This is a genomic window from Caulobacter sp. S45, assembly GCF_903642205.1.
Taxonomy (GTDB): Bacteria; Pseudomonadota; Alphaproteobacteria; order Caulobacterales; family Caulobacteraceae; genus CAHJWH01.
In genome coordinates this window covers 1-10060 of sequence record NZ_CAHJWH010000119.1, presented here as the reverse complement: position 1 = coordinate 10060, position 10060 = coordinate 1, and the positions used below count along the sequence as shown (strand labels likewise).

Sequence of the window (10060 nt, the reverse complement as noted above, 5' to 3'; positions counted from 1 at the left end):
TCCTCCCCCCCTGGGGGAGGGGGACCAGGCGAAGCCTGGTGGAGGGGGCCAGCACCGCGTCACTCATCCAGCACCCAGGTGTCCTTGGTCCCGCCGCCCTGGCTGGAGTTCACCACCAGCGAGCCTTCCTTCAGCGCCACGCGCGTCAGGCCTCCCGGCGTAATCCGCACCTCGTCGGACCCCGTCAGCACGAATGGTCTCAGGTCCACGTGCCGCGGCGCCACCCCGCTCTCCACGAAGGTCGGGCAGGTGGATAAAGCCAGCGTCGGCTGGGCGATGAAGTTCTCCGGCGTCGCCTTCAGCCTGGCGCGGAAGGTCTCGATCTCGTCGCGCGTGGAGGTCGGCCCCACCAGCATGCCGTAGCCGCCCGAGCCGTTCACTTCCTTCACCACCAGCTCGTGCAGGTTCTCCAGCACGTGGCCCAGCGCATCGGGTTCACGGCAGCGCCAGCTCGGCACGTTCTTCAGGATCGGCTCCTCGCCGGTAAAGAAGCGTACGATCTCGGGCATGTAGCTGTAGATCGCCTTGTCGTCGGCGGCCCCCGCGCCCGGCGCATTGCAGATCGTCACATTGCCGGCATGGTAGGCGCCCATCAGCCCCGGCACGCCGAGCCGGCTGTAGGGCAGGAACACCAGGGGATCGAGCCAGTCGTCGTCGATGCGCCGGTAGATCACGTCCACGCGCTTGGGTCCCTCGGTGGTGCGCATGAACACCACGCAGTCCTGCACGAACAGGTCGCTCCCCTCCACCAGCTCCACGCCCAGCTTGTCGGCCAGGAAGCTGTGTTCGTAGAAGGCGGAGTTGTACATGCCGGGCGTCAGCAGCACGATGTTGGGGTTGGCCTGCGCGCGAGGCGGCGCGACCGAACGCAGAGTGGCCAGCAGCGCCTCGGTATAGCCCTCCACGGGCATGACCCGGCAGCGGGCGAACAGGTCCGGGAACAGGCGCATCATCACCTCCCGGTTCTCCAGCATGTAGGAGACGCCCGACGGCGTCCTGCAGTTGTCCTCCAGCACGTAGAACTCGTCCGCGTCGGTCCTCACGAGATCGATGCCGGCGATGTGGGTATAGACCCCGTGGGGCGGCGGGTGGCCGACCATCTCCAGCCGGAACTGGGGGTTCTGCAGCACTAGCTCCGGCGGCACGATGCCGGCGCGCACGCAGTCGCGCGGGCCGTAGATGTCGGCGAGGTAGGCGTTGAGCGCGCGCGAGCGCTGGACCAGGCCACGCTCCAGGGTGGCCCATTCGGACCGGGTCAGCACGCGCGGGATGATGTCGAAGGGGATCAGCCGCTCCTCGGCCGACTCGTCGCCATAGACCGCGAAGGTGATGCCGATGCGGCGGAACAGCAGCTCGGCCTGCTGGCGGCGGGTGTGCAGCAGGTCGCCTGGTGTCTCGTCCAGCCAACGCTTCAGCGCCTCGTAGCCGGCGCGGACGTCGACTTGGCCGGAGACGGCGCCATACATTTCGTCGAACGTCTGCATCACCCTCGCCTGGCTGCGCGGTCACCTGAGCAGGTCGCTTGGACCCGCGCCATCGTAGGATTAAAGCGCGGCAGGACGCGAGGGGCTGCATTGCTCAGGTTTGCTGCACGACGAGCTGTGCTCGCCCAGAACGGCGTCACATTCCGTCGTTTTCCCGTGATCCTCGGGCTCGTCCCGAGGATCGCGGCCGGCGAAAGGCTCGACGCCTGCGGCGCGTAAGCGCCCGGCGCGTGGACGGCTCGATCCTCGGGACGAGCCCGAGGATGACGATGGAGGCGGAGGCGCCGCGCCGCACCTCACGCCGTGCGGATGTACTCCCCGATCCGCGTGTCGAGCACCGCCAGCGGCATGGCGCCGGCCAGCAGGCCCGCGTCGTGGAACTTGCGGATGTCGAAGCGCGGGCCGAGCGCGGTCTTCGCCCGCTCGCGCTGGCGGAGCCAGTCGAGCTTGCCCAGCATGTAGCTGCAGGCCTGGCCCGGCCAAACGCAGTAGCGTTCCACCTCGGTGGTGGCGGAGGCGTCCTGGTCGCCCAGGCTGTCGACGTAGTAGCGGATCGCCTTCTCCCGACTCCAGCCTTGCGAGTGGAGCCCCGTGTCCACCACGAGGCGCACGGCGCGGAACATGCTGTCGTGCAGCTGGCCGATGTGGCCGAGCGGGTCGCTGTCGTACATGCCCATCTCCACCGCCAGGTTCTCGGCGTAGAGGGCCCAGCCCTCGCCATAGCCGGAGAACCATTGGGTCTTGCGGATCAGCGGCAGGCTGGCCTCCATGGCCAGAGATCCCTGGAGGTGGTGGCCGGGGATGCCCTCGTGGAAGGTAAGGGTCGGCAGGGTCCAGCTCGGCACTTCGGCGGTGTCGCGCAGGTTGATGTAGTAGGCGCCGGGCCGCGTGCCGGCGAGATCGCCCGGCTGGTAGTAGCCACCCGGCGCGCCGGCCTCGGTGGCCTTGGGCACGCGGCGGATGTCCAGCCTGGCCTTCGGCAGCGTCCCGAAGTAGGCGGGCAGCTTGGCCTGGACCGCGGCGACCTTGAGGTTCAGGTCGGCGATCAGCTTGACCTTGCCCTCGTCGGTGTTGGGATAGCGATACTTGGGATCGTTGTAGAGCACACGGAACCGCTCGCCGACCGTTCCCTGGGTGAGCCCTTGCGACTTCATCAGGGAATCGAGCTGGGACTGATGGCTGGCGACGAGGTCCAAGCCGGTCTGGTGGATCTCGGCCGGCGGCATGTCCGAAGTCGTCCACTGCTTCAGCGACAGGGCGTAGAAGTCCGGCCCGTCCGGCAGGCGGGCGACGCCGGCGTCGTGCACGGCCTTGGCCCGGAGCTCGGTCGCCAGGGCGATCTGCCGGTCCAGCGCCGGCTGCACCTTGCCGGTGTAGATGGCCGTGGCTTGGCCGGCATAGTCGCCGGGGAAGCCCTTCTCGTGCGTCCGGCGCGCCACCGACTGCACCATGTTGGAGGTCGCCGGCGGCGTGTCGCGGAGCGCCCGGAGCTGGATCAGGGTCTTGTCGAGGATGAAATCCGGCGGCGTGACGCCCAGCGCCACGTCGTGGCGGACGGCGGCGTCCTCCTGGTCCAGCGCCGTGGCGAAGGCCGACAGGCGCGACAGGTAGTCGTCAGCGTCGGCCTTGGTCTCAATGGAATGCTGGGTGTCCAGGAAGTCCGGCACGCCCTGGTAGGCGCCAGTGAGCTGGCTGACCACGTAGGGGCCGCCGCTGTAGGGGAAGCGACGGTTGGCCTGGTCGTTCAAGGCGGCGACATAGACCAGCGAGTCCAGGTTCACCCGGTCCTGCGGGCCGAGTGTGGAGCGGTCCACGCCCTTCAGCCGCGCCAGCTGGGCGGCCATGCGGCGCTTGTCGCCCTCCCAGGCGGCGATGGAGCGGTCGTCCAGCAGCGCCTTCTGTCCGGCCCGAGCGCCCATGTCGAGGCCGAGGCTGGTGGCCAACTCCGGCGAGCGGTCCAGGTTCTCCTTCATGATCCCGTCGAACACGGCGTTCAGCTGCGCCGAGGGCGCACCAGCGGCGGTCTGGGCGCTCGCCGTACGGGCGGCTAGGGCCAGGCCCGCCACGCCGGCGCCGCCGGCCAGGAGATCACGTCGGTTCATGGGTCGCCCATCTTAGTTGTAGCACCGTCCTAGTCCGGCGATGGGTCGGAACGGAGTTAAACTTTGTCCATCCTGCGGCCTGCCAGCTGCCAAAATCGCCGCGCGGCATGCATCGCACCCTGGCGTGCCTGCGTTGAGCGTATCGAAAGATCATCGACAGGAGACACGGCCATGGCCGACAGCGACACCCTGGAGCGGCCCCAGAGCGCCGGGAAGCCCTTCCTGAGCGACGTGCGGACGCTGCGCGACCGGGCCCGCAAGCATATCGACGGCGGTGCGGTCACCTCGACCTACGGCGGCGACGTGAACAAGACCATCGACATCCTGCAGTCGGTCCTGGCCACCGAGATCGTCTGCGTCCTGCGCTACACCCAGCATTCCATCGCCGCCTCCGGCATCTCCAGCGAGGGCGTCCGCGCCGAATTCAAGGAACATGCGGCCGAGGAGCAGGAGCACATGCTGGCCGTCGCCGACCGCATCAACCAGCTCGGCGGCACGCCCAACTTCGATCCGGAGGGGTTGGCCACGCGCTCCGCCTCCCAGTACGCCGGCCAGGACGGCAACCTGGTGGACATGATCAAGGAGAACCTGATCGCCGAACGGATCGCGGTGGACCATTACCGCGAGCTGATCCGCTATTTCGGCGATGACGACATCACCACCCGGGTCATGCTCGAAGGCATCCTGACGGTGGAGGAGGAGCACGCCGACGACATGCATGACCTGCTTGTCTCCCACGAAGGCAAGCCGCCGCTGCCGCGCCACTGAGTGGCCGCGCCACCAACATCTGGCTGGAGGGACCGGCGGCCTGCGCTGCCGGTCTCTCGTAAGATGAGCCAGAAGGAAGCTTCGTGAGCGAGCCTGAGCGCCCAACCGCCGAGGACATGGTCGGCCAGTCCCTGCCATATCCCGCCAGGCAGTCGGACATGGCGATCGCGCCCCAGACCTCGCTGGCCAACTACAAGGCGGCGGGAAAGCTTCTCGGCAAGCGCGCCATCATAACCGGGGCGGACAGCGGCATCGGGCGAGCGGTGGCCATCGCCTTCGCGCTGGAGGGGGCCAGGGTCGCCATCCTCTACAACGAAAACGACGGAGACGCCCAGGAGACCCGCCGCATGGTCGAGGACCGCAGCGGGACCTGCCACGTCATCAAGGCCGACGTCCGCTCCAAGCAGGCCTGCGAGGCCGCTGTGGCGGAGACGGTGGAGGCGTTCGGGGGCCTCGACATCCTGGTCAACGACGCCGCCTACCAGAAGGCCCAGGAAGGCGGCCTCCTCGACATCACCGAGGAACAGCTCAGACGGACCTTCGACACCAACATACTGGGCTACATCTTCATGGCCCAGGCCGTTCTGCCGCACCTGAAGGCGGGCGACGCCATCGTCAACACGGGCTCCATCGTGGGGATGACCGGCAACGAACTGCTGATCGACTACTGCGCCACCAAGGGCGCCATCCACGCCTTCACCCGCGCCTTGGCGCTGTCTCTGGGTGAAAAGAACATCCGGGTTAACTGCGTGGTGCCGGGCCCGGTCTGGACGCCCAACATCCCCGCCACCATGCCTGAGAGCGAGGTGGAAGGCTTCGGCCATGAGGTGGCGCTGGCGCGTCCGGGGCAGCCGGAGGAGCTGGCGCCGATTTATGTGCTGCTGGCGTCGGATGACGGCTCGTTCATGACCGGGTCGCTGGTGCAGGTCACCGGCGGAAAGCTGTCGACGGACTCGTGAGCCTCGCAACCGAAGACCTCTCGGCGCTCGAGGCGCGCACGCGGGCGCTGCTCGCCAGCGACGCCCTCACCACGCCCACGCGCGCGGCCTTGCAGGGGCGGATGGACCAGCGGTTCGAGCCCACGCACCTGCTCTCGCCCGACCAGCGGCGCACGCTGGAGGCGGCGTGCCTGCGCCTGATCCCCGAACCTGACCTGGTGCGCCGCACCGCCCTACCGGCAGCCTTCGAGGCCAAGCTGGCTAAGGGCCTGTTCCGCGGCTGGCGCTATGCCGAGGCGCCTGACGACCTGACACTTTACCGCGCCGGCCTGGACGCCCTCGACGTCGCAGCTCGAGCAGCGACGGGGACCGCCTTCGCGGACCTTGCGACGGAGCCTCAGGACAAGCTGCTGAAGGTCGCATGTAAAGGCGAGCCGCCGTTCGATGGCTCCGCTCTGGACCACTGGTTTGAGGAACTGCTGACGGCGCTCACCGAGCTCTACTACGCCCATCCCCTGGTGCAGGTCTCCATCGGCTATGACGGCATGGCCGATGCACACGGCCCCCAGGCTGTGGGCTTCCAGGCCGTGTCTGCGGAGGCCGGACGCCTTGGCCGCTGAACCGCCACCCCGCCGCTACTCCGACCGCGAGCCCGTCGACGCCGTGGTGATCGGCGCTGGCGGCGGCGGGGCGCCCATCCTAATGAAGCTGGCCCAGGCGGGGCTGAGCGTGGTGTGCCTGGAAGCCGGGCGGAGCTGGTCGCCCAAGGACGACTTCGCCAGCGACGAGATGGAACAGGAGAAGCTGTTCTGGAAGGACGAGCGGCTGTCGGCCGGCGAGGACCCCATCGCCTTCGGCCGCAACAATTCCGGCATCGGCGTCGGCGGCTCGACCTTGCACTGGACGGCCTACGCCGTCCGCCCCCAGCCGGACGACCTGCGCCTGCGCGCCGAGTTCGGTGTCGGCCGCGACTGGCCGATGACCTATCTTGAGCTGGAGCCCTACCTCGACGAGGTAGAGCGGATGCTGGGCGTCAGCGGCCCCTCCCCCTATCCTTGGGGACCACCGCGATCCGCCTATCCACGCCCGCCGCTGCCGCTGAATGGCGCTGCTCAGATCATGCAGGCCGGTGGCGCCCAACTTGGCCTGCGCACCTCGCCGGCGCCCAACGCCGCCCCTTCCAGCGACTACGACTATGCCGGCCTGCATCGCCCGGCCTGCACCAGCCGCGGCTTCTGCCAGGCGGGCTGCAGCGTGGGCGCCAAGGGCTCCGCCGACGTCACCTTCATCCCGCTCGCCCTGCGGGCCGGGGCGGAGGTGCGCGAGCGCGCGTTCGTCACCGGCTTCGAGCGCGAAGGCGACGGCCGCCTGTCGGCCGTACTCTACACCGACGCCGAGGGCCGCGAGCAGCGCCAGCGCTGCGGGACGGTGTTCCTTTGCGCCGGCGGGGTGGAGAGCGCGCGCCTGCTGCTGATCAACGACTTGGCCAACAGCTCGGGCCAGGTCGGCCGCAACTTCATGGCCCATCCGGCGCTGCAGATCTGGGCGGAGGTGGACGCTTTCGTGAAGCCCACCCGCGGGATCCCCGGGGGCTTGATCAGCGAGGACACTCATCGCCCCGAGGACGTCAGCTTCGCCGGCGGTTACCTGGTCCAGAGCATCGGCGTCATGCCTATGACCTACGCGTCCCAGATGGCCCGGGGCTACGGCCTCTGGGGCGAGGCGCTGACGAGCCACATGCGCCGCTTCAACCATGTCGTCGGCATCAACATCTGCGGCGAGTGCCTGCCGCACCCCGACAACCGCCTGACGCTCAGCGACGAGCTGGACGCCCGGGGCCTGCCCAAGCCCATGATCGACTTCTCCAACGGCGACAACGAGAAGGCCCTGACCGCCCATGGCGACCGGCTGATGACTGCGGTGCTGGAGGCCGCCGGCGCCTATGCCCTGAAGCGCACGCCGCGTAACGCCCATACGCTGGGCGCCTGCCGCATGGGAAGCGACGCCGACGACGCGGTCGTGAATGCCGACTGCCGCAGCTTCGAGATCTCCAACCTATATGTCTGCGACAATTCCGTCTATCCGAGCGCGCTCAGCGTCAATCCCTGCGTCACGCAGATGGCGCTCAGCCTGCGCACCGCCGACCGCTTCCTGGCGCGGCGATGAGGGGCGCCGCAGCCCGCCTCCCTGCCATGAAGGGAACGGTCCAGGTGGGGGTCCGTCGCCGCGGCGCTCCAAGCGCCAACTTATCATACTCGCCGTCCGCCAGCTTGCGTTCGGCGTTCCCCTACCCTTCCCTCAAAGGAAAGGGAGAGACCTCCTTCCATGGCTGACGGCTTCCTCGACATCATCCACCGCGTGCGCGGCGAGGGGGACGACGCCGGCGACGAGTTCGGCGGCGGCAGCGGCCAGGACGGCGGCGGCTTGCCGACGGGCGAGGTCGGCGACAGCTTCATGTTCGCCACCGGGATCGAGTGCTCCTATCCCACCATCGACCACGGCCGTGTCCGCCGCGACCAGCTTGCCGAATGCGGCCATTACGAGCACTGGCGCGGGGATTTCGCGCTGGTGCACGAGCTCGGCGTGCGCGTGCTCCGCTACGGGCTGCCCCTGCACAAGGTCTGGCTCGGCCGGAGCCGGTACGACTGGTCCTTCGCCGACGAGGCGATGGCAGAACTGAAGCGGCTGGGCATCACCCCGATCCTGGACCTGATGCACTTCGGCGTGCCGGATTGGCTGGGCAGTTTCCAGAACCCGGAGCTGCCGGTGCTTTTCCGCGACTACTGCGCCGCGGTTGCCGACCGTTACCCGTGGGTGCGCTACTACACGCCCGTGAACGAGGCCTATGTCACCGCTCGCAACAGCGCCAAGCTGGGCTTCTGGAACGAGCAGCTGAAGAGCGACGCCGCCTTCGTCACCGCCATCAAGCACCTGGCCGCCTGCTCGATCCTGGGCTGCCACGCCATCGCCGAGCGCCGCCACGACGCGGTGATCGTCCACAGCGAGAGCGCTGAATACATCCACGAGATGCACGCCACGGTGAGCGAACACACTGTCCTGGCCAACAAGGTCAAGTTCATGTCGCTGGACCTGCTCTACGCCCACCCGCTGGACGCGGAGGTCTTGCTGCACGCCCTGGACAACGGGCTGACGCGTGAAGAATACGCCTGGTTCATGCGTGGCGACCCTCCCGGCTACCAGGTGCTGGGCATCGACTACTACGGGCGCAACGAGCACATCATCAAGCCGGACGGCAGCAAGTTCGAGGCCGAGGACGTGATGGGCTGGCGCGCCATCGCCTGCCAATACTGGCAGCGCTACCGCAAGCCTGTGATGCACACCGAGACCAATGTGTTCAACGCCGACGCCGGACCGTCCTGGCTCTGGAAACAGTGGGTGAACGTGCTCAGCGTGCGCGAGGAGGGCGTGCCGGTGCTGGGCTTCACCTGGTATTCGCTGACCGACCAGATCGACTGGGACAGCCAGCTTTCTGAGAAGAACGACACCGTGAACGCCTGCGGCCTGTACGACCTAGCCCGCAAGCCCCACCCCGTCGCCGCGGAGTTCCGCGCCCTGCTCGAGGAGTTCGGCCGCATCACCCTGATGCCCCACGCCGAGATGCTGCACACCACGAACCAAGCGGCGAGGCTGAAGGTGGACAGGTAGGGTCCGCTTCATCCGCCCCATTGCAGATGAGGGAGATGGACAACGCCCTTGATCCTTTCTCCCGCCGGCCCGAAGAGGACGCGGAACCCGCCAGAAAGCCGCCCTTGCTCCTCTCCCACCTCCGGTCCTCAGCGCTCTTGCTCTCCACGCTGACCGCCCTCGTCGTCCCAGTCGCCGCCTGCCACGCAGAGGAGAGCCCCGCCGACCTCGCCTTCGGCAGGCGGGTGCGCGCCTACCTGCTCGCCCATCCGGAGGTGCTGCAGGAAGCGTTCGACCAGTTGCAGGCCAAGGCGGATGCCGGCAAGGCCGCCGACGCCCGCTCCGCCATCGTGGCGCGCAAGCAGATGCTGGAACGTGACCCGCGCGACCCCGTGCTCGGCAACCCGCAAGGCGCAGTGACGGTGGTGGAGTTCTTCGACTACCGCTGCCCCTTCTGCAAGGCGGCCGAACCTGACGTGGAGAAGCTGCTGGCCGCCAACCCGGACATACGGCTGGTGCTGAAGGAGTTCCCGATCCTGGACGCCGAGGACCAGACCCACATCTCCGAAGACGCCGCCCGGGCCGCCCTCGCCGCCAATGCGCAGGGAAGGTACGATGTCGTGCACCGCGCCCTGCTTGCCCAGAAGCACCTGGATGAGGACGGGATCACGGCCTTGCTCAAGGTCGACGGCGTCGATCCCAACGCCGCCAAGACGGTGGAGACCTCGACCTCCACCACCGCTCAGATCGCCGACGCCCGCGCGCTCGCCCGGGCGCTCGGCATCGACGGCACGCCCGCCTTCATCGTCGGCGACCAGATGATCTCAGGCGCCCAGATGGACCTGCTGCGCGCAGCCGTCGTGCGGGCCCGCAAGGCGCCGCAACGCTGATCGTCCGCCCGCTCGGACCGGCGCCGCGCCCATGACACCGTCCGCAGAGGCGCGCTACACCGTCGACCTGGATGCGCTTGCCGCCAACCTCGTCACTGTGCAGCGGGAGGCTGGCCGCGCAGAGGTCGCACCGGTGGTGAAGGCCGACGCCTATGGGCTGGGCCTCGGGCCCGTGGCGCGGCGGCTGTGGAGCGAAGGCGCACGCCGCTTCTTCACCGCCCGGCTGTCCGAAG

Annotated in this window: 9 protein-coding genes; 7 read left to right on the top strand and 2 right to left on the bottom strand. The window is 68.5% G+C overall.

Annotation, left to right across the window (positions count from 1 at the left end):
* Positions 1-59 precede the first annotated feature (59 nt).
* Both HUV06_RS11715 and HUV06_RS11710 read right to left on the bottom strand, forming a co-directional pair.
* Complete coding sequence (locus HUV06_RS11715; protein WP_174301446.1) at positions 60-1484, bottom strand: circularly permuted type 2 ATP-grasp protein; 1425 nt, start codon at positions 1482-1484, stop codon at positions 60-62.
* Between the two features lie 296 nt (positions 1485-1780).
* Positions 1781-3586 (bottom strand): DUF885 family protein, encoded by a 1806-nt coding sequence (locus HUV06_RS11710; protein ID WP_174301445.1) that lies wholly within the window; start codon positions 3584-3586, stop codon positions 1781-1783.
* A gap of 171 nt (positions 3587-3757) precedes the next feature.
* Here HUV06_RS11710 and HUV06_RS11705 point away from each other — a divergent pair, with 171 nt between their 5' ends.
* The 7 genes from HUV06_RS11705 to HUV06_RS11675 form a co-directional block, all read left to right on the top strand.
* Positions 3758-4354 carry a bacterioferritin gene (locus HUV06_RS11705; RefSeq protein WP_174301444.1) on the top strand — a complete coding sequence of 199 codons (597 nt, stop codon included), beginning with the start codon at positions 3758-3760 and terminating at the stop codon, positions 4352-4354.
* Between the two features lie 83 nt (positions 4355-4437).
* On the top strand, positions 4438-5313 hold the full coding sequence (locus HUV06_RS11700) for an SDR family oxidoreductase (protein ID WP_254601076.1): 876 nt from the start codon (positions 4438-4440) through the stop codon (positions 5311-5313).
* Positions 5310-5912, top strand: a complete 603-nt coding sequence (locus HUV06_RS11695; protein ID WP_174301443.1) for a gluconate 2-dehydrogenase subunit 3 family protein — start codon at positions 5310-5312, stop codon at positions 5910-5912. The genes HUV06_RS11700 and HUV06_RS11695 overlap by 4 nt, the downstream gene beginning before the upstream one ends.
* Entirely contained in the window at positions 5902-7458 is a 1557-nt protein-coding gene (locus tag HUV06_RS11690; protein ID WP_217433818.1) for a GMC family oxidoreductase, read from the top strand. The genes HUV06_RS11695 and HUV06_RS11690 overlap by 11 nt, the downstream gene beginning before the upstream one ends.
* A gap of 159 nt (positions 7459-7617) precedes the next feature.
* Complete coding sequence (locus tag HUV06_RS11685) at positions 7618-8958, top strand: family 1 glycosylhydrolase (RefSeq protein ID WP_174301441.1); 1341 nt, start codon at positions 7618-7620, stop codon at positions 8956-8958.
* 104 nt (positions 8959-9062) lie between these two features.
* On the top strand, positions 9063-9827 hold the full coding sequence (locus tag HUV06_RS11680; RefSeq protein WP_174301440.1) for a DsbA family protein: 765 nt from the start codon (positions 9063-9065) through the stop codon (positions 9825-9827).
* A 31-nt stretch (positions 9828-9858) separates the two neighbouring features.
* On the top strand, positions 9859-10060 hold a 202-nt coding region (locus HUV06_RS11675; RefSeq protein WP_174301439.1), incomplete at its 3' end, for an alanine racemase.